General features: G+C 37.6%; 23 protein-coding genes. 11 read left to right on the top strand and 12 right to left on the bottom strand.

Annotated elements, in window-relative coordinates; all coding sequences use genetic code 11:
* Positions 1-2 precede the first annotated feature (2 nt).
* Genes ESU54_RS07760 through ESU54_RS07750 form a run of 3 tightly spaced genes read right to left on the bottom strand, consistent with a single transcriptional unit; the run spans position 3 to position 3,072 of the window.
* Positions 3-1,403 (bottom strand): nicotinate phosphoribosyltransferase, encoded by a 1,401-nt coding sequence (locus ESU54_RS07760; RefSeq protein WP_111844697.1) that lies wholly within the window; start codon positions 1,401-1,403, stop codon positions 3-5.
* Between the two features lie 9 nt (positions 1,404-1,412).
* Positions 1,413-2,438, bottom strand: coding sequence for a threonine aldolase family protein (locus ESU54_RS07755; RefSeq protein WP_111844722.1), 1,026 nt, complete (start codon positions 2,436-2,438; stop codon positions 1,413-1,415).
* A 4-nt stretch (positions 2,439-2,442) separates the two neighbouring features.
* Positions 2,443-3,072, bottom strand: a complete 630-nt coding sequence (locus tag ESU54_RS07750) for a hypothetical protein (RefSeq protein ID WP_111844696.1) — start codon at positions 3,070-3,072, stop codon at positions 2,443-2,445.
* Between the two features lie 221 nt (positions 3,073-3,293).
* On the opposite strand from ESU54_RS07750, the gene prfB reads away from it, so the two are divergent.
* A protein-coding gene (prfB, locus tag ESU54_RS07745) for a peptide chain release factor 2 (protein ID WP_111844695.1) occupies positions 3,294-4,401 on the top strand; the annotation gives its coding sequence in 2 pieces (ribosomal slippage) (positions 3,294-3,356 and positions 3,358-4,401; 1,107 coding nt in all).
* Between the two features lie 230 nt (positions 4,402-4,631).
* Here prfB and ESU54_RS07740 read toward each other — a convergent pair.
* From ESU54_RS07740 to ESU54_RS07720, 5 genes are all read right to left on the bottom strand, one after another.
* The gene (locus tag ESU54_RS07740) at positions 4,632-4,802 is read right to left on the bottom strand and encodes a DUF1328 family protein (protein ID WP_111844694.1); all 171 of its coding nucleotides are present in this window, start codon (positions 4,800-4,802) and stop codon (positions 4,632-4,634) included.
* 99 nt (positions 4,803-4,901) lie between these two features.
* Positions 4,902-6,632, bottom strand: a complete 1,731-nt coding sequence (locus ESU54_RS07735; protein ID WP_111844693.1) for a hypothetical protein — start codon at positions 6,630-6,632, stop codon at positions 4,902-4,904.
* 2 nt (positions 6,633-6,634) lie between these two features.
* Positions 6,635-7,846 (bottom strand): DUF4249 domain-containing protein, encoded by a 1,212-nt coding sequence (locus ESU54_RS07730; RefSeq protein ID WP_235004584.1) that lies wholly within the window; start codon positions 7,844-7,846, stop codon positions 6,635-6,637.
* 2 nt (positions 7,847-7,848) lie between these two features.
* Positions 7,849-10,611 carry a carboxypeptidase-like regulatory domain-containing protein gene (locus tag ESU54_RS07725; RefSeq protein WP_111844692.1) on the bottom strand — a complete coding sequence of 921 codons (2,763 nt, stop codon included), beginning with the start codon at positions 10,609-10,611 and terminating at the stop codon, positions 7,849-7,851.
* A gap of 17 nt (positions 10,612-10,628) precedes the next feature.
* Complete coding sequence (locus ESU54_RS07720; protein WP_146743995.1) at positions 10,629-11,363, bottom strand: hypothetical protein; 735 nt, start codon at positions 11,361-11,363, stop codon at positions 10,629-10,631.
* 142 nt (positions 11,364-11,505) lie between these two features.
* On the opposite strand from ESU54_RS07720, the gene ESU54_RS07715 reads away from it, so the two are divergent.
* The 3 genes from ESU54_RS07715 to ESU54_RS07705 all read left to right on the top strand — a co-directional run bounded on the left by ESU54_RS07715 (position 11,506) and on the right by ESU54_RS07705 (position 15,004).
* Positions 11,506-11,985 (top strand): hypothetical protein, encoded by a 480-nt coding sequence (locus ESU54_RS07715; protein ID WP_111844690.1) that lies wholly within the window; start codon positions 11,506-11,508, stop codon positions 11,983-11,985.
* A 42-nt stretch (positions 11,986-12,027) separates the two neighbouring features.
* Entirely contained in the window at positions 12,028-12,369 is a 342-nt protein-coding gene (arsC, locus tag ESU54_RS07710) for an arsenate reductase (glutaredoxin) (protein ID WP_111844689.1), read from the top strand.
* A gap of 118 nt (positions 12,370-12,487) precedes the next feature.
* Positions 12,488-15,004, top strand: a complete 2,517-nt coding sequence (locus ESU54_RS07705) for an outer membrane beta-barrel family protein (RefSeq protein ID WP_111844688.1) — start codon at positions 12,488-12,490, stop codon at positions 15,002-15,004.
* Between the two features lie 71 nt (positions 15,005-15,075).
* Here the strand turns inward: ESU54_RS07705 and ESU54_RS17820 are convergent, their stop codons facing one another.
* Positions 15,076-15,246, bottom strand: coding sequence for a hypothetical protein (locus tag ESU54_RS17820; protein WP_170253267.1), 171 nt, complete (start codon positions 15,244-15,246; stop codon positions 15,076-15,078).
* A 226-nt stretch (positions 15,247-15,472) separates the two neighbouring features.
* Here ESU54_RS17820 and fumC point away from each other — a divergent pair, with 226 nt between their 5' ends.
* Positions 15,473-16,858: a class II fumarate hydratase gene (gene fumC / locus ESU54_RS07700; protein WP_111844687.1), complete on the top strand. Its 1,386-nt coding sequence runs from the start codon at positions 15,473-15,475 to the stop codon at positions 16,856-16,858.
* 81 nt (positions 16,859-16,939) lie between these two features.
* On the opposite strand, the gene ccsA is transcribed toward fumC, so the two are convergent.
* The 3 genes from ccsA to ESU54_RS07685 all read right to left on the bottom strand — a co-directional run bounded on the left by ccsA (position 16,940) and on the right by ESU54_RS07685 (position 20,886).
* Positions 16,940-20,125: a cytochrome c biogenesis protein CcsA gene (gene ccsA / locus ESU54_RS07695; protein WP_111844686.1), complete on the bottom strand. Its 3,186-nt coding sequence runs from the start codon at positions 20,123-20,125 to the stop codon at positions 16,940-16,942.
* 68 nt (positions 20,126-20,193) lie between these two features.
* Positions 20,194-20,595, bottom strand: a complete 402-nt coding sequence (locus tag ESU54_RS07690; protein WP_111844685.1) for a group III truncated hemoglobin — start codon at positions 20,593-20,595, stop codon at positions 20,194-20,196.
* Between the two features lie 3 nt (positions 20,596-20,598).
* Entirely contained in the window at positions 20,599-20,886 is a 288-nt protein-coding gene (locus tag ESU54_RS07685; RefSeq protein WP_235004583.1) for a hypothetical protein, read from the bottom strand.
* 80 nt (positions 20,887-20,966) lie between these two features.
* On the opposite strand from ESU54_RS07685, the gene ESU54_RS07680 reads away from it, so the two are divergent.
* From ESU54_RS07680 to ESU54_RS07655, 6 genes are read left to right on the top strand one after another with little or no spacing between them, the layout of a single operon-like run.
* Positions 20,967-21,554, top strand: coding sequence for a Crp/Fnr family transcriptional regulator (locus tag ESU54_RS07680; RefSeq protein ID WP_111844684.1), 588 nt, complete (start codon positions 20,967-20,969; stop codon positions 21,552-21,554).
* 28 nt (positions 21,555-21,582) lie between these two features.
* Positions 21,583-22,347, top strand: a complete 765-nt coding sequence (locus tag ESU54_RS07675; protein WP_111844683.1) for a Rossmann-like and DUF2520 domain-containing protein — start codon at positions 21,583-21,585, stop codon at positions 22,345-22,347.
* Positions 22,331-22,864 carry a KdsC family phosphatase gene (locus ESU54_RS07670; RefSeq protein WP_111844682.1) on the top strand — a complete coding sequence of 178 codons (534 nt, stop codon included), beginning with the start codon at positions 22,331-22,333 and terminating at the stop codon, positions 22,862-22,864. The genes ESU54_RS07675 and ESU54_RS07670 overlap by 17 nt, the downstream gene beginning before the upstream one ends.
* Before the next feature lie 23 nt (positions 22,865-22,887).
* Entirely contained in the window at positions 22,888-23,799 is a 912-nt protein-coding gene (locus ESU54_RS07665; protein WP_111844681.1) for a geranylgeranylglycerol-phosphate geranylgeranyltransferase, read from the top strand.
* 3 nt (positions 23,800-23,802) lie between these two features.
* Positions 23,803-24,390 (top strand): Maf family nucleotide pyrophosphatase, encoded by a 588-nt coding sequence (locus ESU54_RS07660; protein ID WP_111844680.1) that lies wholly within the window; start codon positions 23,803-23,805, stop codon positions 24,388-24,390.
* A gap of 34 nt (positions 24,391-24,424) precedes the next feature.
* Positions 24,425-25,360: a septum formation inhibitor Maf gene (locus ESU54_RS07655; RefSeq protein WP_111844679.1), complete on the top strand. Its 936-nt coding sequence runs from the start codon at positions 24,425-24,427 to the stop codon at positions 25,358-25,360.
* Positions 25,361-25,362 lie beyond the last annotated feature (2 nt).

The raw sequence follows: 25,362 nt of genomic DNA, 5'->3' as shown, positions 1-25,362 counted from the left end.
TTCTAAAACTTATGTTCTTTGATCAACTCGTCGCGTTTTGACTTTAAGGCTGCGCTCAAACTAATTTTATAAATATGCGGATTTTGAAAACGTTTATATTCATCGGGCAAAAGCGCCAAACGATTTTTGGCATATTCTGCTATTTCAGCAACCGTTCTTTTCTGAATTGTTCTTTTTCCACTTGCCATCACTTCATTTAACAAAGGTTCGTGTTTAAACGGTTGCAAATCCAGACTTTTATTGGCATCAAACGGATGAAACATCTGAGCTATTTTTTCTTCTGAAGCAAGGCCTATTACATCAGCACCATAAAACATTCCATTCTGGTCAATCATTCTATACACTTGCTTTTTGGAGGGAAGCGAAATTTTAATGATGTTTTCTGAAAGTTTTATTCTCGGTTCCCCGTTATATTCCGAAAGTTTATAAACTCCATCCAGAGCGGCATCGGGCTTGCCGGTTACCAAATTGGTGCCCACGCCAAAAACATCAATTGGTGCATTTTGTTCGTTCAAACTTTTTATAACGTATTCATCCAATTGATTGGAAGCTACAATTTTCACATAATGCAGCCCATTATCGTCCAACATTTTACGGGTTCTTTTTGCCAAATAAGCCAAATCACCACTGTCCAAACGCACTCCAAACAAGCGCGCTCCCCTATCTTCCATTTCCTTGGCAACTTTAATTGCGTTGGGCATTCCACTTTTTAAAGTATTATAAGTATCCACCAACAGAACACAATTTTTTGAACGAATTTTAGCAAAATCTCGAAACGCCTCCAACTCGTCCACATAGCTTTGAATAAAGGAATGTGCCATAGTTCCCGATGATGGAATGTTGAAATCTTCAGCAGATTTTACATTGCTCGTACTGTCAAAACCACCGATGGCAGCAGCACGGCTGGCATAATAACCGCCCGTGGCGTGAGCGCGGCGTAAACCCATATCGAGCAAAACCTTATCGCCAGCACTGTGGCGGATTCGGTTTGCTTTGGTGGCAATCAAGGTTTGAAAATTCAGCATGTTCAACAAAACAGTTTCAACGATTTGCACTTCCATAATGGAGCCTTCCACTTGTAATATAGGACGGTTTGGGAAAACAATATCGCCTTCGAAAGTTGAGAAAATAGAACCGTTAAACCTGAAATCCCGAAGATATTCCAAAAATTCAGGTTCAAAATCGTGTGTTTTTAGATATTCAACATCCGCATCTGTAAATCGCAAACTTTCAATAATATTGAGGATATTCTCAAGTCCTGCAAAAATGGTATATCCCCCTTTGAAAGGATTGTTCCTAAAATAATAATCAAATACCGCTGTACTGTTTGGTTTGGTTTTAAAGTAAACCTGAGCCATTGTCAATTGATACAAATCGGTATAGGAAGCTGATATATTGAACATAAGAAAACTCTATTTTTTATAATTGTTAAGAATTTGTAGAAACCTTTCGTGCATTTCATCAGTATAGTCCAAATGAGTCACAATGCGAAGTTTCCCCTGCCCCATTCCGCTTATCTTTATGTTTTTTTGAAGCAAATCATCCATAAATTTTTCTTCGGACACAGCTTCAGAGAGATAGAAAATCACAATATTCGTTTCGGTTGGCTCCACTTTTTTAATGTAAGATTGCTTTGCAAGCGTTGCCGAAATCTCCGAAGCTTTTTTATGATCTTCTGCCAAGCGTTCCATATGATTATCTAAAGCATAAATACCTGCAGCAGCCATAAAGCCTATTTGTCGCATCCCGCCACCTAGCACTTTACGCACCCGCATGGCTTTTTTCATTATTTCTCTTTTGCCCAATAAAACACTCCCCATTGGTGTGCCCAAACCTTTGCTAAGGCAAACTGAAATAGTATCGAAAATCTTTCCGTAGTCTTTTGGAGTTTCCTTTCTTGCAACTAAGGCGTTCCATATCCGCGCGCCGTCCAGATGAAGCCCCAAACCGTGGCTATCGCATACTTTACGAATTTTTACAATTTCAGAAAAATCATAACAGGCACCGCCACCTTTATTGGTGGTATTTTCCAAACAAACAAGACTGGTAAGCGGGCTGTGGTAAAAATCGGGCGGATTAATACTTTCCTCAACTTGTGCGGCGGTTATCATTCCACGGTTGCCGTCAATTAATTTACAGGAAACCCCGCTATTGAAAGAAACGCCTCCGCCTTCATAATTATACACGTGTGCCCATTTATCAGCGATCAACTGTTCGCCCGGTTGGGTGTGCATTTTAATTGCGGCTTGGTTGGCCATACTTCCGGTGGGAAAAAAAAGTGCAGCATCCATCCCAAACATTTCTGAAAGTTTCTGTTCCAGTTTGTTGACTGTGGGGTCTTCCTTATAAACATCGTCGCCCACTTCAGCGTTTATAATTGCATTCATCATTCCCGGCGTGAGGCGGGTTACGGTATCACTTCTTAAATCTATAATCATACTTTTATTTTTCTCGGAAAAATTTTCCGCTTTCATCAAAATTCTTTATCATTTCAGAAATTTCTTCATCTAGCTTTATGAGCATCAATGATTTGTTGTGATCTGAATTTACATTTTTGTATTTGGAATTGTTGGTCAAATCAAATTCTTTAAAACTTTTTTCAAAAACCTTACCATCAAAAATAAATTTATACTCTTTATGGCAGGATTGCACAGACATATTCTCAAAGGCGCTGTTGTCAACCTTCTCGCCCTTATAAGGCTTCACGTTTTCTGTTTTTAGAGCTTGCTTTTCCTTTAGCGCTTTCTTGATATTTTTGCTGATGCTGATAGAAAAAGACATAAAACTTCCACAATTGTCAAATTTCTGAATCTTCATTATATCTTCGCCTTCTTTCCAAAAAACATACACAGCATAATAAGTTGATTTCGAGCTGCAGTTTTTTCCATCAGGCATTACAAACATTTGGATGTTTCCATCACAATAATCTTTTCTTAAAAAATATTCGGGATTTTCCTGCATCTCAAGCTCCGCCATTTTTTGGGCAACCAGCGAATTTACAAAGGCTTCATCGTTTTGGGCAAAACCGATGCTTGTTGTAATTAATGCAAGAAAGAAAAATATTTTTTTCATAATTGAAAATTTCGAGAGGTTTAATTAATTCTGAAATATGTATTTCTAAGAAAGTATAAAATTAGCCGAAAAATACTTTTAGCTCACGAAGTTAATAGTATTTTTACATTCGAATATGATTTAAAATATCGTTTTCAAAATTATTAAATTGAACTTCCAATTAAACAATACCCGCCGCAGTTTATCCTAAGCGGAGCCGAAGGGCGGGCCAATTAGTATATATGACAACAACAGACCAAATCAAAGACCTTAAGGCGCGGCTAGATGCCTTGAGGCGCTATCTTTGACATTGCTGGCAAAAGCATAGAGATTACCAACGACGAAGAAAAAACATTTGACCCCAATTTTTGGAACAACCCGCGCGAAGCAGAAGCTTTTATGAAAGTGCTGCGAACCAAAAAGAAATGGGTCACCGACTACGAAACCGCTACAAACCTTACCGAAGAAGCTGAAATCCTGCTCGATTTTTACAAAGAAGGCGAAGGCAAAGCAGAAAATGTGGATACAGCTTATGAAAAGGCAGAAAGTGCAATTGAAGCACTTGAATTCCGCAATATGCTTGGTGAAGAGGGCGACGATATGAGTGCCGTGCTTCAAATTACTGCTGGTGCCGGTGGCACCGAAAGTTGCGATTGGGCCGAAATGCTGATGCGGATGTACCTAATGTGGGCGCAAAAAAACGGTTATAAAGTAAAAGAACTCAACTTTCAAGCAGGTGATGTTGCTGGAGTGAAAACCGTAACACTAGAAATTGACGGTGAATATGCCTTCGGCTGGTTAAAGAGTGAAAATGGCGTTCACCGCTTGGTACGTATTTCTCCTTTTGATAGTAATGCGAAGCGGCACACGAGTTTTGCGAGTGTTTATGTCTATCCTTTAGTAGATGACACCATTGAGATTGAAATAAACCCTGCCGATATCTCGTGGGATTTTGCCCGAAGCAGCGGCGCAGGAGGACAAAACGTAAACAAAGTAGAAACCAAGGCCATTCTTACCCACCACCCTACCGGAATCATTATCCACAACAGCGAAACTAGAAGTCAGTTGGACAACCGCGAAAAGGCAATGCAAATGCTTAAATCGCAGCTTTACGAAATTGAACTCCGTAAACAACTCGCCCAACGTGCGGAAATTGAGGATAGCAAACTTGCAATAGAATGGGGCTCACAAATACGCAACTATGTTTTACACCCCTACAAATTGGTAAAAGACGTGCGCACAGGTCATGAAACGGGCAATACTGATGCTATGCTTGATGGTGAGATTGATTCGTTTTTAAAGGCTTATTTAATGATGACTGGGCAGAAGGAGAAGAGTGATGAGCTATAGTCAATGATAAGCAGAACTAAACAATGGTAAAAAAACAAAGGGAACAAGATTTGAATAAATCTAAGTTCCCTTTGCAAATCATATTCCTTCTGTTGGCATTATCCTTTTAGAAGTTTTACGGGTTTATTCTCAGCTGTTTAAACTTAAGCACCCCGATATGATAGTTTCATAAATGTACAAAAATAATTTACACAAACTACTTCTATATCAAAACTTTAACAGATAAAGTTTTATCCGCGTTTTCTAGAAATAACTTCTGCAGCCCAGAAAGTCAACAATAATATTACAAATATTCCGCAAATATATTTTGCGGGCTCCAGCCCACCATCGCCAATACCAATGAAGCCAATAACTCCGAAAACTATGGCCAAGATAATATATATTGCTTTCCAATGAAGCATGAGAAGAAAATTGGTTTAGGTTGTTGAATATATTGAACTAAAGTTAAAACATTTTTCTCTGTATTTTAACAAAAGAGCGAACAATTTTAACACAAAGTTTTAATTTTCAGCTACTTTGAAATAATTTTTAGCAGAAATAAATACTCCTTCATTGGTATATCCTTCTAGGGTTATTTCAAAACTCCCAGAAACATCAGAAGTATAAAATGAAGTTGAATATTCTCCTTTAAGAGGCACATTGGCTTGCCAAAGCAGTTGCGACCTAAAATCTGGGATTCTTGAAAGTGTACCTTTATTGTTATAGTCTGTACGGTACTGTGCCTTTTTCTTAACTGCGGGCGGTAAATTCAGTTCTTTAGTATAGTTTGAAATTGTAGGAACAAAATCTCCTTTTTTGGTTTCAACAGAGATAATACCACTATATATTTTAGGACCATAACGATAGGGTTGGGTAATAACTTGAATGCTCTTTATTTCGCGTGCATTGTAATTTATAAGATCTTCGTTGTTCAGAATTTGCATCCCATCCATAAGTACCAAAGGTGCAATTTCATTAAATTTTGCAACTCCGTTTGGATTGTATGCATTATTTATAGAAAACTTACTGTTCTCACCCACACCACGAACGGCAGCCAACGTAACTACTTCTACAAAAGTTTCCCTAACTGTTGAGAAACGCGTATAATCGTCCAACAAAAAGACCTTACCCAAGTTATCATAAAATGCGGGATTAACTTTGTTACTTAGAATACTGTCTTTTTTAAATTCAAAATATGCGTTTTCTATCTGAACTTGTACACTTCGCTCTTGCAACCAATCTTTTAAATTTGAGTCCAACAGCAATACTTTTGCTTCGCTTTTACCCAAGTCAAAATCTTTTTTTTCCAAAACTAGTGTATAATTGGTTGCTTCCTTTTCGGAATCAATTAATTGAACAATACTCTTTTCAGCATCATATCCTTCGGATACAGAAAAGAAAAACCTCCCGTTGGCATCAGTTTTCGCCATTTTGAATACGAAATCCTTCCCAGGAATTGTAAGTGAAACTACTTTGTTTGCAAAGGGTAGACCGCTTCCATTGGAAAGCACAACGCCGGAAATTAACTCTCCGCGTAGTTCTGGGATATAAAATATTTCCGAGGACATATTTTTAATGTTTCTTGATACATTACCTGAAATTTCAATCGGATTTATCTTTCTGACCGAAAGAACATAGTTTCCGCCAATGTTGCCCAAGTTGTTTTCAAGACTCAAGGTTACTTTTTCACGAAAGCCATAAGATTGCTTGTTTGAAGTGATTTGGATAGTATTAGTATTATTGCTCTCTGCTTCAGAAAAATCTGCATCAATTTTTACCGCGAAGTTCACTTTAACGGTATCGACCGTTTTTTTTGTGTCAGTCGCTTTTATAAAGGTATTTATGATGTAAATATTCTTTTGAAAATAGGCATCCTGTGCGTTATTTCTTGAGAAATTGGTGTAGCCAATAAGCCTGTAAGCTCCTGTTTTTAATGTGGAAGGGATAAAGAAGTCTCCATTCGCTGTTCCGTTTTCAACTTTCAGTTTATTATTGAAAACCACGGAATCGTTTTCATTCCTCATTGAAACATACATTACTTTGCTGAGTTTGCTTTCTTTATTGGAAGCATCAAGAATGAATGTTTTGTACTGAAGCAATTCCCCTGCCAACAGCAGGTTGGAGTTAATGGAAAGCGCAACTTTTTCTTTAGGAAAAACATTGGTATCTACCGATACATCCTGCTTCGGAACTTGTGCTTTCACTACAGTACCAAAAAAAATAAACAATATGAAAAATAGTTTTTTTGTCATAATCAATCTTCCCAAAAATCGGGTCTTACATTTGATGAAAACGAAGTGCATAAGCCACATTCTGGCGGTACAACCGTATAAATAGTTCCTTGTGCCAATCGTATAACTTGATAATTTTTAGAAGTAACGTAATAATAAAGAGCTTCACGTTCATCCGGATCATTATCTAAAGTGGTGTTATCGTTATAATCCAATAATAAAACCTCGCAATCCACAAAATAGGGTGGTTTTCCCAACCCGAAATCCTCATAGTTGAAATAAATCCTCTTTGATGTCATGGAAGAAGCTTCAAAGAAGCCGAGCACCTTTTCGTTGGGATTTGCTTCAGCATTCATATTTCCTGCCACATAGCCCGGTTGGCCTTGGGACAGTAAGCTTTCTATACTTCCTAAATCTTTCACTATTTTATAAAAGGTATAAGCTTCAACACTCTGCACATATTGTTTCACTAAAATACTGTAACGCGTTTGTATTTTTGCATCTAATTTTGAAAGGTAGCGAACAGGAAAACGAAAAACTCTGTTTTCATTCAGCTCTGTGGTTGTAGTTTGCGTTATACCCGTGGAAATTTCTGTGGAATAACAAATTTCTTCTGGTTCTCTTTCTATAAGCTCCACGTCATAAGTACCCGTATTTAGGTTATAGTTTGTAATTTCAGTAATGAAACGCGATGGATTTGGCGCTGTAATTTTATAAGTTTCCTCATATTCGTACCTATAATATTTTGAGTTGCCTGTTGGGTCTTGAGTATTAACTAGAACCTGAACGCCGTCTTTATCATCAGTGGGACTAACAATACGTTCGGTATACACTTCGTCCATTTCCACTGAGGGAGGCAGGGTTACTGTAGACGAAGTATAGCGTTTTCCATCTTGGGTAATAATATTCAAAGTATAGGAAGCATTTGGCTGGGCACGGAATGATTGATTTGAAATATAGAAGCCTGTTTCATTATCCTGAAAAAAACTAAAATTGTCACCATTATTGCCCACAACGGTTACAGTTGCGTTGTTTTCTGTTAAAACATCAGTGTTATCAAGAGAAGAAGTTCTGCTTAGTTTTACAATTTGTGGCTTCACTTGGTCGGTAATGGTGCTTTCTACCACCAAAACGTTCTCATAGTCAACTGTTTCTATTTGATAAGGTTCGGTGCAACCCATTTGAAAAAGAAGTGTTCCAAAAAGAACAGTAAATAATATCATTGTCTTCATCATCCTTAAAACTTAAAGTTATACGTAATGGTTGGCACAGGCACAGAAAATATAGAGGTTTGGTATGCTTTTATCTGTCCTTCCTCGTTCACAAAAAATACAGAGTACGGGTTGTTTCTTCCCAAAACATTATATACAGAAATATTGATAAAACTGTGCGCGAGTTTATTCAATTTGTGGTTACCTTCAATATTTACGCCCAAATCAAGCCTGTAATAGTCTGGAATACGGAATTGGTTGCGATCACTGTAAAGCACCTGCTCTTCGCCAGCAATTACATAACGCCCGATTGGGTATGTAATTGGGCGTCCAGTTTGATAGGTGAAATTCCCTGAAAAGCTGAAACGCTTAGTAAGCTTATAGTTTGCAACCACCGAAAAATCGTGTGGCTTGTCATAATTTGCTGAGAAAAATTCGCCATTGTTCACGCGTTCCTGCCTAATTTGGCTGTCTAATTTCACTAAGGAACGCGAATAACTGTAACCCAGATATCCGTTAAAACGACCAGAATTCTTTTTCACAAGAAATTCCACACCATAGGCTTTTCCTTCACCTTGAAGTAGCTCAGTTTCAAGGTCATTATTTAAAACTAACTGAGCACCAATTTTATAATCCAGAAGGTCGTCCATTGTTTTGTAATACCCTTCAATACTGAATTCCACATCTTTTCCAGAAAGATTTTTGAAGAACCCCAAACTGTATTGATTGGCGCGTTGTGGCGCAATGTTTAAATCTGAAAGCTTCCAAATATCCGTTGGCGATTGTGTAGTGTTAGTCGATAGCAGATGCAAATATTGAATGGTTCTGTTGAAACCGGCTTTTACCGAAAAATCGTTCCCCAACAAATAACGTCCGGAAATTCTGTATTCTGGGCCTCCATAGGTTTTGATAGATTCGTTATTACCATACTCTTTCACTTCAATTATTGAGCTTTCATTCTTAGGAACACCTTCTTCATAAACGTTTTGAGTTGCAGGCCCAAGCGCCGAATAAAAAGAGTAACGCAAGCCTAAATCAAGCAGTAATTTATCCGTCACTTCAAATAAATCTGCGAGATAAACGGCAGATTCCAATCCTTTTTCGCGATCAATAGTCTTTGCTTGCACATCAGAATTTGTTCCAATTGGCTCAATATTTCCAGGGTCTATGGAGTACAACTTGCTACTGAGTCCGTAACTCAGCTTGTGTTTGTCGCTCAGTTTATAATTGAAATTGAGTTTTGCCTGATATTCGTTTAATTCATATCCAAAATCGAAATCCTCGTTGGCATCGGCTTCATAATTGATTCCATATTTATATTGACTGTTAACCAAAATGAGCTCTGCCCTACTCTTTTCATTAAAACTATGACCGTATTTAAGTGAAATTAAGCGGTTGTTGTAATCAAAAATAGAGTCGGAAGTTATGCTAAAACGGTCTTTGCTGTAATAAAAAGTACCTTGAATGGAATTGTTGTTATCTATATTGTGCTTGTATTTTACGATGCCATCATAAAACGAAGCTTCACTGTTTTTCAATTCCTCTTCATCAAGACTTCTTAAAATCCAATCAGAATAAGTAGCACGGAAACCTACAATCAACGATGCTTTTTCCTTTACTACCGGAACTTCTACAGCCAAGTTCGCAGTTATTGGGCCGACGGAACCTTCACCTTTAAACTTTTCCATATCGCCCGATTTGGTTTCTATATCAAAAACCGAGGAAAGCCGTCCGCCGTATTCAGCAGGAATACTGGCTTTATAGATTTCCAAACTTCCAGTGGTAAAAGGGTTTACTGCCGAAAAGAAACCTAAAAAGTGCGATGGATTGTAAAGTACAGCGTCATCCAACAAAATAAGGTTTTGGTCTGCCCTTCCACCACGCACGTTGAAACCACTTGAACCTTCGCCAGTTGTTTTTATTCCAGGCAATGTTGTGGCAACTTTTAAAATGTCGCGTTCGCCTAAAACCAAAGGGATTGTTTTTATGGATTCAATGTCAATATTTGTTACGCCTACTACTGCATCACGTACATTGGCGTCCTTTTTGGATTTAACCACTACTTCTTCCAAAGATTCAGTGTTTTCACGCAATTCAATATTTATCGTACCGTCTCCATACATAATAACGTCTTGCCGGATCTTTTCAAAACCCAAAAGATTCGTTTCCAGTTTATTCAAGCCATACGGAAGACGAATACTAAAGCGACCTTCAGAATCGGTTACGGTATATTTTGTTCTATCAATCGTTGAAATGGAAAGATTTTGCAATGGCTCACCAGTTTTTGAATTTTTAAAAACACCTGAAAGTATGTAAGTTTTGTTAGCAGCATTGGGCCGCTGCTTTCCAATGGTTATCATTTTTCTAGTTTGGACCGTTTGCCGTTCGGCATATTCCTCCTGAAAAATTGGGGCGTTATTGTTATCTTCTATAACCTTTTCGTCAGGCTTTGCTTCGTTAAAATAATCTGAGGGTAATTCTGAATAAACATAGGTATTATTCAACAGAAAAACATTTCCATCTTTTAAAACGAAATTGATGTTTGTATTGCTGAAAAGACCGTTCAAAACATCACGAAGTGATTCATTTTCGAAAGTTTTGGTTACAAAATGTCCTTTCAACCAAGATTCATCAAAATAGATTTTTTTGTTTGAAAGGGTTTCTACCTTTAAAACCGCTTCCTTCAAAGGGGTGTTATTGAATGACACTGTAAAGTTTTGCTCGGTTTGCCCAAACAATCCCGCAGTGGCTAATAAAAACATAATAATGGCAAAAAATCTATTTTGCATAAAAAAAATACTTGAAATTATTGTTTGAATTCTTCTGATTTAGAACCGTCGAGATATTTAACCAGTTTTATCATAAAACTTTCAGTATCTGATTTATAGAGGGCTTTGTAGCTTTTATAAAAATTACGAATTTCTTCTTCTTTTTCGGGAAGCAATTTCCGAAGCTCTCTTTCCGAACTAATAATTATATACTTCCCTCTATTCTTTAATACATAAAAATTATCTTCAGAAAACTTATATTGGATCCCACTTTTCAATGGTTTGTCCTTTTTCCTTTTAATGTGCTTTATGTAAAGATCCTGTTCATTACCAATGTAGGCTGCTTCAAAATATCCGTTGCCCGGAAGCCCCAAATTGGTATTTGCTAACCTCACGAAGTTGTGGTTGAAAATGGAGAACGATTCAACAAATTCAGGAATCAATTTCACATTGAAAATACTCAGGTTATCATTGGAATGCGTTAGTAAATTATCTTCCAAAAGGTCGTATTTCAGAAATACATTTACATAATATTGACCGTTGTAAGTTATGGAACCCTGGGCGTAATCGTAACCGTTGAGATATCTGTATGTTCCGTCCGTGTTCAAAAACAGATCATTAAACTCTGTCCCGTTATAGAGGCCCGTATTATCCAAGCCAACTATATTGTCATAGGTTTCGTATATTTTGCTTTGCGAAGTGGTTTGGGAAAACGCAACAACTCCAATTAGAAGAAAGAGCGAAAAAGGGAGTAGAGTTTTTTTAAATACCATTTTTATTTTTTGCGATTTTAAAAGTACATAAAAATGATTCTCACTTGGAAAATTTAAGTGTAAAATCTTCAAATAAATTTTTATCAATAATTCTTAATCGATTATTAAATATCAATAGTATTTTTACTTCCAACGAAATTTTATGAAAGCCGCATCCTTAAAAGAAATAAAAACCGAACTCAACCAACGTTCCACACAGGAACTGCTAGAACTTTGTCTTCGTCTTTCAAAATTTAAAAAAGAAAACAAGGAACTGCTCACCTATTTATTGTTTGAATCTGAAGATGAAGAAGCCTTCATCCAAAGCATAAAAACCAAAGTAGATGCCGATTTTGAAACTATCAACATCAAGACTTTTTTCTACATAAAAAAGAGCATTCGGAAGATTTTGCGGGAGCTGAAAAAATTCATCCGGTATTCGCAAAACAAAGAAACCGAAGTGGAACTTTTGCTCTATTTTTGCCATAAACTAAAAGATTTCACACCTTCCATAAAACGGAATACAACGCTTACGAATCTATACAACAGGCAAATTGATTACATTTCAAAAAAAGTGAAAACACTTCACGAAGATTTGCAGTATGATTATGAGTTGGAATTGGAAGAATTATTAAAAAAGTAGCCCATTAATCGCAATGCAATCTTTGAATATTGAATTAGAAATATGACAACATTATACCACAACCCACGCTGCAGCAAATCACGCGAAGCCCTCCACCTTTTAGAAGAAGAAGGTGAAACCATAGAAATTGTAAGATATCTTGAAAATCCGCCAACGCACCAAGAACTGAGACAGGTTATTGAACTTCTTGGCATTAAGCCCATTGAACTTGTTAGAACACAGGAAATTGAGTGGAAAAAGAACTACAAAGACAAAAAACTTACAGATGAGGAAATCATAGATGCAATGGTTGAAAACCCCAAACTTATTGAGCGTCCCATTGCAATAAAGGGCACTCACGCAGTTGTTGGCAGGCCACCTGAAAAGGTCCTTGATATTTTATAAACTTCGATTTTCAAAGATTAACAGATTCCCATCTGCACGAGAATAGATTTAACAAGAAATTAGCAATTTCCAATTAAACCACGGCTATTTTCGCTGGTCAAATTGATTAAAATATTTAATGAAGTTATCACTCTCGCTCCTGTTCTTATTTGCAACAACAATTCTGTTAGCGCAAAACCCTGAAAAAAAACAAATTACCGTAAAAGGAACCATACTTGAAGTGGGCACCAACTATCCGTTGGAATACTCTACGGTTTCTTTTATTAACAAACAAGGAAAGACCGTTACTGGCGGGATAACCGATATTGAAGGTAAATACAGCATTGATATACCTGCCGGGGTTTACACCGTGAAATATGAGTTTATTTCCTATAAATCCAAAGAGGTTCCAAACCAAAATTTGACAAAGAATACAACCCTTCCAGATGTGAGATTGGCTTTGGATGCCGCTAGTTTGGATGAAGTTGTGGTGCGTGCTGAAAATACCGAAGTCCAAATTAGACTCGATAAAAAGATATATAATATTGGTAAAGATCTTACTGCGGGTGGCGCAACAGTGAGCGACGCATTGAATAACGTTCCATCCGTAACGGTTGATGTGGATGGCACAATTGCGCTTCGCGGAAATGATAACGTTAAAATACTTATTAACGGAAAACCTTCTGCAATTGCAGGTTTTGGTTCAACCGATGCACTGCGACAGCTTCCAGCCGAAGCCATTGAAAGAGTTGAAGTAATTACATCACCTTCCGCCCGTTACGACGCCGAAGGAACTGCCGGTATTTTGAATATTATTCTTAAAAAAGAAAAAACGCTCGGTCTCAACGGCTCTATTAGCACGAGTATAGGCGTACCGCTAAACAGCAGTGCTTCAGGAAATATAAACTTGCGCACGGACAAATTCAACATTTTCAATACCACGGGCGTATATTATAGAAATAGTCCAGGTAAAGCCTATTTTAACAACAAATATTTTTCACGTCCCCTCTTGGACGATAATGGCGACCCTGTATTGGACGATAATGGAGATCCTATAATGATAGATCCACAATTTGATCAAGTTATTGAAAATAGAAAATATAACAGAATGGGGAAAGGTTTCAATACAAATTTGGGTATTGAATATTTCTTAAGTGATGAATCTTCAATTACCGCAAGTGGTTTTTATCGCAAAGGCGATGGTAATGACGAAACAACCAACAATACTTCAAACTATAACAACAATACTGTTGAAGAGCAAATTACAAGAGTCGAGAATCAGGATGAGGATGATTCCAACTATCAGTTTTCATTAAACTATGTAAACAACTTTAATGAAAAGGGTCATAAATTAACTGCCGATCTTCAATATGATCGCGGTAAAGACAGAGAGCGATCGTTAATTATCCAACAAAGAACACTGCCAAATTTTGAAGTTCTTCCTGCGGAAGATATCATAAGTAAAGAAAACCAAAAGGAATATTTAGCACAAGTAGATTATGTGTTGCCCATTGGTGAAAACGCACAGTTTGAGGCAGGTTATCGCGGTAATCTTGAAGAGACCAAAACAGATTATACTTTACTTCAGGAAATGGGAACCACTGGTAATTTTGTGAAAAATGATAGTCTTTCCAATATTTTCACATATGATGAAAACGTCCACGCCTTTTATTCACAATACGGAAATAAATTTGGAGACTTCTCTTTCCTACTTGGACTTCGCGTTGAAAACACCCAATTAAAAGGCAAAGTAGATGCCGAAAATGTTTCAGAAGACACTCCTTTAAATTTAAATTTCGATAAAAACTACACTGGCTTATTTCCAACGGTGAATCTTACTTTTGAATTAAAAGAAAACGAAAACATTACATTAGGCTACAACAGACGAATCAACAGACCCCGTCACTGGTTTATAAACCCTTTCCCTTCACGTTCAAGTGAAGCAAACGTATTTCAGGGTAACCCTGGTTTGGATCCAGCATATGCCAGCGCATTTGATTTGGGTTATTTAAAACGTTGGAAAAAACTCACCTTGACCACTTCTATTTACTACCAGCATGAAACCGATGCATTTGAAAGAGTACAACAAGAAACCGGCGAATTAACCAGCAACGGTATTCCAGTTATTCGTACGTTACCTATTAATCTTTCTACTAACGAACGTTATGGTTTTGAGTTAGGTTTGCTTTACAATCCTACCAAATGGCTTAATCTTAATGGCAGCTTTAACTATTTCCTGTTTAAAACTGAAGGATTTTATAACGATATAGATTACGGAGCAGAGAATACAAGCTATTTTGGTCGTTTTAGCAGCAAAGTAAAACTTCCTGCAAAAATTGAATGGCAGACCAATGCTTTTTACAGAGGACCTTCAAACAATTCTCAAACTGAATCTGATGGAATTCTTTCGGTAGATATGGCCATGAGCAAAGATATAATGGACGATAACGGTACCTTGGGGTTGAACGTAAGTGATTTGTTCAACACACGAAAAAGGAATAGCCTAACCACGACAGATTATTTTACCAGTGAAAGCGAATTCCAATGGAGACAGCGCCAAGTAACACTCACCTTCACCTATCGTTTTAACCAAAAGAAACAGCGTCAACGTCCAGACAGAGGCGGAGGTGTTGACGATGGTGGTTTTGAAGGCTAAACTGTGATTGATTGCAAATAAAAAAGGGAACCAAATTGGCTCCCTTTTTTTATATCTTTTAAAAAAAAAAATTATTTCAATTCTTTGTTTTTCTTTTCCGCACGTTTCATTTTCCAGTTCTCATAAAGTGAACCGCCTATCCAGTATGGAAGAATGCTCACCAAGAATATCATTAACCAAAAGCCCATAGTAAGTATGGTTAAAAAAGCAAGAAATCCTAAATATTGTTCAAATGTAAACATGGTGTAACGTTTTTAAATTGATGCCCCAAAGATAAAAGGTTTTTTTGAAAAACGACAACAAAACGATCTGATTTATTCACAACAAATAAACAGCTGAGCGGGTTGAACAACTTTTGGCTTTTCCTTACCTTTGCCCTCGAGCTCCGAAGCTTTAGCGAAGGAGTTTCAAAAATTTCCTAAACCTTGGCTAAGGAATTCAATATAATTCACAATAAATTCATTCAAAATGCAATACAGAATTGAAAAAGACACCATGGGCGAGGTAAAAGTACCCGCCGATAAACTTTGGGGCGCACAAACAGAGCGTTCGTTTGAAAATTTTAAAATTGGACCGAAAGCTTCCATGCCTTTGGAAATAATTTATGGTTTTGCCTATTTGAAGAAAGCTGCGGCATACACCAACTGTGAACTCGGCGTTCTTGCCGAAGAAAAAAGAGATCTGATTGCAAAAGTGTGTGATGAAATTTTAGAAGGAAAACATGATGATCAGTTTCCATTGGTAATTTGGCAAACCGGAAGTGGCACCCAAAGTAATATGAACGTAAACGAAGTGATAGCAAACCGCGCCCATCAAATGTCTGGAAAGACCATTGGCGAAGGCGATAAAACACTTCAACCGAATGATGATGTAAACAAATCGCAGTCATCTAACGATACTTTCCCAACGGGAATGCACATTGCAGCATATAAAAAACTGATTGAAACTACCCTTCCCGGCGTTGAACAACTTCAGAAAACGCTTTCCAAAAAAGCTAAAGATTTTAAAGGTGTTGTAAAAATAGGCCGCACCCATTTTATGGACGCCACTCCCCTAACCCTTGGGCAGGAATTTAGCGGTTATGCTGCACAATTGGAATATGGTATCAACGCATTAAAAAATACACTTCCACATTTGGCGGAACTCGCTTTGGGCGGAACCGCAGTTGGAACTGGTTTAAACACCCCAAAAGGCTACGATGTTAAAGTTGCAGAATACATTGCAAAGTTTACCCAATTACCCTTTGTAACCGCAAAAAATAAATTCGAAGCACTTGCCGCTCACGATGCTTTTGTAGAATCGCACGGTGCTTTAAAACAGTTAGCTGTTTCACTGAATAAAATTGCGAACGACGTTCGAATGCTTTCCAGCGGTCCAAGAAGTGGAATTGGCGAGATCAATATTCCAGCAAACGAGCCAGGCTCCTCAATTATGCCTGGGAAAGTAAACCCAACACAGTGTGAAGCATTAACAATGGTTAGTGCGCAAGTTATTGGGAACGATATGGCCATTACTGTTGGTGGAATGCAAGGCCAGTTTGAATTGAACGTTTTCAAGCCTGTGATGGCTGCAAACTTCCTTCAGTCTGCACAATTGATTGGTGACGCTTGTGTTTCTTTCGATGTTCACTGCGCCCAAGGCATTGAACCAAATTACGAAGTAATCAAAAAACAATTGAACAACAGTTTGATGCTCGTTACCGCCTTGAACCCAAAAATTGGGTATTACAAAGCTGCTGAAATAGCAAACACCGCACACAAAAACGGAACTACTCTAAAAGAAGAAGCTGTAAACCTTGGTTATGTAACTGCGGAAGAGTTTGATGAATGGGTTAAGCCGGAGGATATGGTCTAAAAGATTTTAGATTGTCGATTTATTTGACCCCGAATTCACGAATATAAATTTAAAATATTCGTGAATTCGTGGTTTTTAATTTTATGTTTTCAATTTCTTCTTTTTCTTCCCATAAAACTTCTTATACCTGAAATACGATACAATACTAAGAATCACTGCAAACAAAGTTATCCACCAAACAAAAGTTGGAGTAGCAGGAGCATCACCGCTGGCATATGAATGTAGGCCGCTTAAATAGAAATTAACTCCAAAATAGGTCATCATAATAGAAGCATAGGCAAAAAGCGCAAAAACGTTAAATGTCCAACGTCCGCGTAATCCTGGAACTAATCGTGCGTGAATTACAAAAGCATAAACCATAATGCTTATAAGTGCCCAGGTTTCCTTTGGGTCCCAGCCCCAGTAACGGCCCCAACTCTCGTTGGCCCATTGTCCGCCCAAAAAGTTTCCGATGGTGAGCAATACCAAACCAGCGGTCAAAGCCATTTCAGTAACAACAGTCAGTTCACTGATGTTAATTTCCATGTTTTTATAATTGTCCTTGGTAGTGAAAATCATCAGGAAAAGTGAGGTTACAGCCAAAATCATTCCGAGGGTAAAAGGTCCGTAGCTCATAACGATTACCGCTACGTGGATCATCAACCAATAGCTATCTAAAACAGGCTGTAGGTTCGCAATGGATGGATCCAACCAATTTTCATGCGCCACCCATAGGATAATTGCGCCCACAAAAGCTGTTGAGGCCGTGGTCAAATCACTTTTACGCCCAAAAGAGAGGCCAAAGAAAACCGTTGCCCAGGCCACATAAACCACCGATTCATATGCATCACTCCAAGGCGCGTGACCGCTTACATACCAACGCAGTGCCAAACCAAGCGTCATTAATGCAAAGAAAACCCACATTAAAACTTTTGAACTTTTTATGAGAACTCTCAATATCTTTCGATCCTTGAAGAGTTGTGCTATGATAAAGACAAACATCAAAATGCCAAATACAGCGAAATATTTGTAAAGTCGGTTAAAGATGTCGACTTTGTTGTAAATGGTTTCGGCCCGAAGTTTGTTTTCCGAAGGCATCACTTCACTACCATACTTTTTCTGAAAGTTAGTAATGCTTTCCAAAAACTCATTAGCCTGTGTATAATCATCAGTCTCGCGTGCTTTCTTCAAGCTGTCAAAGTATAGCGGAAGAATGTTTTTGGCATAGAGCGAATCCATTCCCTTCAAATTCGCATCGCCCAACTCTGGGAACGAAACCCACTTGTTGCCTAAATCTTCTGGGATCGGAAATATTTTTAAAATACTTCCACTTAAGGCGGCATTCAAAAGTGAAAAATTTTCGTGTGCCTTAATAAAATCCTTTTGAAACTGGTTAGGGTTTGTAGTACGGGTAGCTGCTTCCAAATAAGGCTCCAGCTTATAGTTTCCTTTTTCGTCAAAAAGATCTAATAGTGCGATGTCTTTCTGTCCTTCAGGCACACCAGCAACGTGTCGGATACTATCATTGCCTCGTTTTAGGTATATTAAAGGAACTTCAACCCAGAGTCTTGGAAATTCAGTCATCGAAATAAAAACCTGATTCGCATCCAAGCCTTCGTAATTATCGCTGCGACTTATTTTTCGCAAAAGCTCGCTTGCAAAAGTGTTGATAGGCTTCATCCGGCCATTGTCCTGAATTATCAAATGCCCAAACTTTGCTGCGTGTTCTTTGCTAACAGCATTCGCTTTTATCAACGAATCTATCTGTTGTTTTGGAACCGTAGTATGCGCTGGTTCTTTGGCCTGTTGGGCCATTCCCGAAAGGGAAAGGAAGAACATCAGCAACAATGTCATCTTAGCTTTCTTTTTCTTGATACGGTTGAGAATTTTTTCTAGATTTTTAAAACGGCTACCTTTAAAAAATAGAATTCCCATCAATCCAATATATAGCAGAAAATAACCAATGTAGGTTATCCAAGTTCCCCACCAGTCGTGGTTTACTGAAAGAATTGTTCCACCTTCGTCTGGGTCAAAGCCCGACTGGAAAAAACGATAACCTTGATGATCTAAGACGTTGTTCATAAAAATATCTGCATCAAAATGAGTTTTGTCAGGCTGTATAACTGTTACTTTACTTTTAAAGGAAGAGTAGCCTTTTTCGGTTCCAGGATATTTTTCAGCAATAAAATCATTCAATGTGATGCTGAAAGGCAGATCCATACTTTCAGAACCATAGCCCAAATAAACCTTCAAACCTGCTATTTCGGCTTCGGTGGGACTGATTGCCGTACCTTTTCCACCAAGGAGTTCTACTATTTGGGTTTCTTCCTTTGAAGAGACTTCCAAAATCAAAGCGTCTTGGTTGGCGGGTTCGCCAGCCTCTGCTTTAACAATGCCAAATTTCCCATTGGTAATCGGGTCTGGGACTACGAAAGAAATGCCGGCCATTCGGTAAAGCGAACGCAAATTAAATGGTTGAACACTATCTGCAGCTACATCACCTTGAACTTGGTCTGCCATTCGCATAAAGTTTCCTTCAAAAGGACTGGAAATAGTATAGTTTCCATCTTCGGAATAGGTAATGTTTATTGCGCCATCAGTAGGTTTGTTTATTGCGAAAAGTATGTTGTGAATATCGGAAACCTCACCAACTTTCACCCAGTGATCATGTCGCTCGCCATCACCAGATTCCACTATTTTAAGGTAGTCCTCGCCATTTTCAGATTTCGTTAACCCTTCTTTGGCCCCTTTGATAAAGTTTTTGAATTTAATGCTAACAGCTTGGCCGTTGTAATCTGTGTTGATAGTGAAGTTGTTATTTAGCTTTTCGGAAAGCCTAAGTTTTTTTGGCTTCAGTTTTCTGCGCTGCGCTACGCCATCCACTATATAATCGCCATCAATAAAAACATCCAAATAGGTTTGGTCTGAGAGGATAGAATTTTCAGTCTGTCCTTCGCGAATATGCATTATACCTTCAAAACCAATATAACGGGTAACAAAAGCACCAATAATAACCAAAATAAAGGCCAAATGGAGCGTTAACGATGCCCACATTTCGCGTTTGTGAAGATTGTAGCGGAAAATGTTCCCCACAAAATTGATGACGAAAAGCAACATAATGGCTTCAAACCACCAAGCATTGTATATAAGCTCTCTTGTGTAGGGCGTTGGCGGACTTTGTGAATCTGCGTCCAAAAAGGTTCCTGCTGCCATAGCGACTGCAAAAACGATAAATAAAACGGCTGTTAAACGGGTAGAGAAAAGAACGGAAGCAATCTTTTTTTGCATTACAGGAAATTTTGGCGTAAAAATAATGAATTGCGCCCATTTAGACTACTGAAATCTGATAACTATTCTCACTTTTCCGCGTCTTGATTTCGGGCGTTGAAAATATTCAGATGAATGAAGGTTCCCATATTTCGGGCACGGTTTTTTGCAACATTGGCCGTTTCGCCTTCAAAAAGTTCGTCAATGGTTTCATGCCATAGATTAATCCAAGTGCCAAAGTGAAGTTCGTTAATAGTGCCGCCAACTTTTTTATCTACTTCAATGTGGGTGTGCATAGGGTTTCCGATGTATTTTCGCTTAAAGAAAAGGTTGGTTTCCCAGAAATCGGTAAGCAATTCCAAGTGAATCTCCCAATCGGTGATAATTCCATTGAAAATAGGCCCAAGAAGTTCGTCTTTTCTCACTTTTGAATAGAACGTTCTAACCAGCAAAGACACTTCTTCACGGGATTCAATTTTCATTTTGATCATTTTTTATAGCAAAGTTATCAAAATCAATAAGATATTAACTACTAAACTTACTGTCAATAACCAGAACGCAAACTTTCTGTTTGAACCAGCAAGCAAAACCGCATTATAGCCCATACAAAGCGAAACACAAAGCGTCAGTTCAATCCCAGAAATCAATGAGGTTCCTTGTGCCAAAATGGTCATAGCGGCAATAGAGCCGATACAACTGTTCAAAACGATAGATAATGGAACGTACATATAATAATCGTATTCAAATTCTTGCTGCAATGATTTTATAGATAATGACTTCATAATAATATTGTTTTGTTTTTTAGAAGGTGTAAATTTACAATCCGAACCATGTCTTATTTTATGAGGCAAATCATAAACCAATGATTCCAGAAAATTTATTGTTGGAGTACGGCGCAACCCTTGAAAACAGGGAAGCTTCTGAAGTAATTCTCTCTGAAGGAAAACGTGCGGGTTTCTATTTTCAGATTAAAACTGGGGAAGTAAAAATGTTCAATTTGAATGAACAGGGAAAGGAATTTGTACAAGGAATTTTTTATGATGGTGAAAGTTTTGGAGAGCCACCTTTGCTCGGCGATTTTAAATACCCCGCCTCTGCATCTGCTGTAAAACCAACAGCGCTTTACAAGTTAAGCAAAACTAAATTGTTTGAACTGCTTACCAAAAATCCCGAAGTAAATTTAAAGTTCACCAAAGCCCTCGCAAAACGGCTCTATTATAAAGCTACGATTCTAAAAGAAATCTCCGTACATCCGCCAGAACACCGTATTCTTACATTGATCGATTTTTTAAAAAGCAAATATGGCTCCGAAGAACTTTTTCAAGTGGAACTGACCCGTCAGCAAATTGCAGATTTAACCGGACAGCGTGTTGAAACAGTGATCCGTGCTATAAAGCAACTGGAGCAGGACGGTGAATTAAAACTCATTAAACACAAAGTGTTCCGTTGAAAAAATTAATAAATGCTAACTTCGCACAATGATAAATGTGGTTTTTTTAGGATTCGGAAACGTTAACAGTAATTTGTTTACTGTCTTACACAACACGCCAAAAGTTACTGTAAATCAGGTTTTTAATAGAAATTATATTAAGATGATTTCGCCTTTTGATAACATTCCTTTTACAGATGATATTTCAAAAATTAAAGATGCCGACGTTTACATTATCGGAATTCCAGATGATGCTATTTCTAGTTTTTCTGAAACCTTGTACTTTCAAGATAAATTAGTGGTTCATACTTCTGGCGGTGCTGCAATGGACGTACTTTCTTCAAAAAACCGGCGTGGTATTTTTTATCCATTGCAAACTTTTTCAAAACATCGCGAAGTGGATTTTAAAGATATTCCTATTTGCATAGAAGCCGAAAACCCAAACGATTTGGAAGTACTTCGTAAACTGGGTGAAACTATTTCAGGAAAAGTGGTTGAAATTTCTTCGGAAAAAAGAGCGAAACTACATCTGGCAGCAGTATTTGTTAATAATTTTGTCAATCATTTATATGAAATTGGCAGTGAGATTTTAAAAGATGAAAATTTGCCGTTTGACTTGCTTAAACCACTAATTGCGGAAACCGCTTCAAAAATAGAAAGCCTTTCACCACAACAAGCGCAAACTGGTCCCGCAAAACGAAACGATAAAAAAACCATTGAAAAACATTTACATTTGTTGGTCGATAGTCCGTATTTGAAACTTTATGAATTGTTTACGGAAGAACTAAAGCAAAATTATGGAAAAAAGCTATAAAGAATATCTAAACCAGATTACCACATTCATCTTTGATGTTGACGGTGTACTAACAGATGGAACAATTCAAGTTAATACCCAGGGCGAAATGTACCGAACCATGAATATAAAAGACGGCTACGGTCTTAAAACTGCTGTAGAACAGGGTTTTCACGTTTGTATTATTTCTGGGGGAACAAACGAAGGGGTGCGAGTGCGACTTCAAAATTTGGGAATAAAAGACATCTTTTTGGGTGCCCACCATAAAACCAAAATCTTGGAAGATTATTTAAAAACAAATAACTTAAAATGCGAAAACACACTTTATATGGGCGACGATTTGCCCGATTTTGAAATTATGCAGGAAGTTGGCCTTCCCACCTGTCCGCAAGATGCCGTGCAGGAAATTAAGGCTATTTCAAAATACGTTTCACACAAAAATGGTGGCAAAGGCTGCGTTCGCGATGTGATTGAACAAGTGCTGAAAGTACAGGGAAAGTGGATGACAACCAAAGGCCTGAGTGCCAAATATGATTAAATCTTAATTCCTACCAAAAAAACTTGAACTACCTAAACCTCATCCGCTATCAAAACCTGCTCTTCATAGCTTTGACACAGGTTTTTATTAAATACGGACTATTCCAACCTTTTAGTGCTGAAACGGTTTTAAATACCTTCAGCTTCTCATTGCTTGTTATAGCAACACTTTGTATTGCGGCCGCGGGAAATATTATCAATGATATTTACGATGTGGAAATTGACAAAATCAACAAACCGAATAAAGTATTAATCGGCAAAAAGATTTCTGAATCAAATGCCAATCTGCTTTTTATTTTTCTAAATGTAATTGGTGTTGGAATAGGTTTTTATCTTGCCAACAGCATAGGAAAACCAGGGTTTGCTGCTCTATTCATCATATTTTCCGCCTTACTCTATTTGTATGCCTCCTATTTAAAAGGCATGCCGCTTATTGGAAATTTACTGATTTCAACTTTGGTGGCTATGAGTTTGATAATAGTGCCACTTTTCGATTTACTTCCGGCGATTACGCTACAAAACCAAACTACACAATCAGCAGTTTTTAAAATTGTTTTGTTTTATGCTTTGTTTGCCTTTTGCATTAATTTAATCCGTGAAATAGTGAAAGATCTGCAAGACATAAACGGCGACAAAAAAGGAGGAATGAACACCTTGGCTATCGCTTTAGGCAGAAAGAGAACAACGGCAATAGTATTTTCTTTAGGAGGCTTTATGGTTTTGGGCGTTGTGTTTTATATGTATGAGCATTTGTACAACCAGCAAATTTTAATGTTGTATTTCCTTTTTGCAATTGTTGCGCCCCTACTTTATTTCTGCATAAAATCTTGGGACGCTGCTACAATGAAAGAATATGGATTTCTTTCGAAACTCTTAAAAATCATTATGTTTTTAGGTATATGTTCCATTCCGCTATTTTCACTTACAATTTCTTAATATATGCTTCGCAAAAAACTAATTGACTACAACATCATCTTAGCTTCAGGTTCGCCGAGGAGGCAAGACTTTTTTAGGGAATTAAATTTAGACTTTACTATTCAGGTAAAAGAAATTGAAGAAACTTATTCTATTGAATTAAACCATTCAGAAATCACCGATTACCTCTCTCAACTTAAGGCATCAGTTTTTGTTGATCTAAGCGAAAATGATATCCTAATTACCAGCGATACAATTGTTTGGAAAGATGAAAAAGCCCTCGGAAAACCAAAAAATTATGACGAAGCAAGAAAAATGCTTCAGCTCTTGAGCGGAGAAATGCACGAGGTTATTACTTCTGTTTGTTTTACTTCAAAAGGGTTTCAAAAAATAGTCCACGATGTAACAAAAGTTTGGTTCAAACCACTTTCTGAAGAAGAAATTGATTTCTACATAAAAAACTATAGACCTTTTGACAAAGCCGGAGGTTATGGCATTCAGGAATGGATCGGTTACATCGGCATCGAAAAAATTGAGGGCTGTTATTTTAATGTAATGGGGCTACCCACGCGACTTGTTTATAAAACGTTAAGCCAGATTGCCAACCGTTGAATTTGTGGTATTTTTGAATAAAATTCCTCGAATAATGAACTTTTTCAGACTTTTTCCACTTCTTGCTTTTTTAATTGTGCTAAACGGATGTAATTCTTCCGAAGAAAAAAGTGATACACAAAAGGATCCGACTATAAAAGAAGGGGCTAAAAACATCACTCCGAGAGTTGTTTCAAAAGAATTTAAAGAGTATTGGTACAACGGAACTGCCGAAATCACTTCCTATAGTTTAATGCAGGAACGTTACGGCGAAATCCGTGAAGGAACAGCCGTTAACATCTTTGTGTCAGAAGATTTTCTACCGGACGCACAGGTAAAAGCGAACAGTGCTTCCAAAGAAAATATTTCAGTTTTGAAGTTGAACCAAATGAAGAATTTCAACACTGGTATTTACCCCTATTCCATAATGACGAGCACTTTCAGTCCAATTTCTGAAAAAGAGCATGCGTTAAAACTTACAAACAGTGTACAGGAATGGTGCGGTCAAGTGTATATGCAATTGAACAATCGTGAGAATTTCGAAATAGAGTCCCACTCCTATTTTCAAGGCGAAGCAGATCAAAAACTCTCCTTGCCCAAAACCTATTTGGAAAATGAACTTTGGAATCTTATCAGAATCAATCCTGAAGAGTTACCCACGGGTGATGTTATGATTATCCCTTCTTTTGAATATTTACGTCTTAAACACAAAGAAATTAAGGAACACAATGCTTTCGCAAGTTTGAAACAGGGCGATTCCATAACCATTTACACCTTAAATTATCCCGATTTGCAGCGTCAATTGATGCTCTTTTTTCATAGTACTTTTCCATATGAAATTGAAAAATGGGAAGAAGTAAACGCCGCAGGCCAGAACGACACCCTGCGATTGAAAACTACAGCTACAAAATTAAAAAGAATAAAAAGCGATTATTGGTCCAAAAATGGAAATGAGCACCTATACTTGCGCGATTCACTTCAATTGAATTAAAA

Source organism: Aequorivita antarctica (genome assembly GCF_007997155.1).
Classification (GTDB): domain Bacteria; phylum Bacteroidota; class Bacteroidia; order Flavobacteriales; family Flavobacteriaceae; genus Aequorivita; species Aequorivita antarctica.
This window is presented reverse-complemented; position numbering and strand designations above follow the sequence as displayed.